Source organism: Dietzia sp. 111N12-1, assembly GCF_001658045.1.
Taxonomy (GTDB): Bacteria; Actinomycetota; Actinomycetes; order Mycobacteriales; family Mycobacteriaceae; genus Dietzia; species Dietzia kunjamensis.
The window spans coordinates 1-1,258 of the sequence record NZ_LSSV01000094.1 but is presented as its reverse complement, the minus strand read 5'-3'; the positions used below and the strand labels follow the sequence as shown (position 1 = coordinate 1,258).

Genomic DNA, 1,258 nt, shown 5'->3' with positions numbered 1-1,258 from the left:
GCCGACGGGGTCGGGGGCCACGGGCGTGCAGTTGGTCGAGTGGGTCAGCGGCCGGCTGGTGGTGCGCGAGCACCTCGGTTCGGCTCACACCCCCGGCGAGTTGGCGGCGTTGATCGAGGTCGCCAAGCAGCGCATCCAGGGCGATCAGCAGGCGTTAGACCTGGAGTTGAGCGAGTGCGGCGCCGCGGTGATCGACGTGCCGGCAGCGACAGCCGCGCGGATCCAGCAGTCCACGGCGCGGATCCTGTGGCAAGGATTGACCGGTACGTACTCCAGGCTCGGCTTCGACGTGGTGGGCGATACGGTGTTCCGCGACCTGGTGCTGTGCCGTGCGGTGGAGCCGACCAGCAAGTTGGACTCGGTTCGGGTCCTGGGCGAACTGGGGACGAAACCACCGCACGTCAACACGCTCTACAACTGTCTACAGCGAGTGGTCGGCCGGGACTACCGCGCGCTGATCGCCACCGCCTGCTGGGCCCACGTCAACCGCGCCGGAGGCCCCGGTGTCGCGTTGGTGCTCTACGACTTGACCACCTTGTACTTCGAGGCAGAAAAAGAAGATGACCTGCGCAAAGTCGGTATGAGTAAAGAGCGCAAGGTCGACCCGCAGATCACCGTCGGCCTGCTGGTGGCCCGGGACGGGTTCCCGCTGGACGTGCACGTCTTCGAGGGCAACAAGGCAGAGACCAAGACGCTAATCCCGGTCATCACGGCCTTTCAGAAGCGCCACCAGATCAGCGACATGGTCGTGGTAGCCGATGCCGGCATGCTGTCGGCGGCCAACCTCAATGCGCTGGAAGATGCGGGCCTGTCGTTCATCGTCGGCTCCCGCACCTCCAAGGCGCCCAAGGAGCTTGAGGATCACTTCGGCCGCCGCGGCAACGTGATTGCCGACGACGGCGTCGTGGAGCTGATCCGCCCAATGGGACAGGGCCGGGACCGGCGAGACCGGCGGGTGGTGTGGCACTACAAATGGGAGCGGGCCAAGCGAGACCGGCGGACGCTGAACGCGCAGATCGACCGCGCCCAACGCGTGGCCGACCGGGCAGAACCACTCAAGAAGCAGCGGTTCGTCAAGGTCACCGACCAGAAGGTAATCCTGGACGAGGCCTCGATCCAGCGGGCCCGCGAATCTGCAGGTTACAAGGGGTATGTCACCAACATCGCCCCGGCCGCGATGGACGGCCATGCCGTCGTGGCGGCCTATCACGACCTCTGGAAGGTCGAGCAGTCCTTCCGCATGGCCAAGGCCGACCTG

General features: G+C 66.1%; 1 protein-coding gene. It reads left to right on the top strand.

The features are described 5' to 3' along the window. Window positions 1-25: 25 nt before the first annotated feature. On the top strand, window positions 26-1,258 hold a 1,233-nt coding region (locus AYO52_RS16745), incomplete at its 3' end, for an IS1634 family transposase (RefSeq protein WP_067719978.1).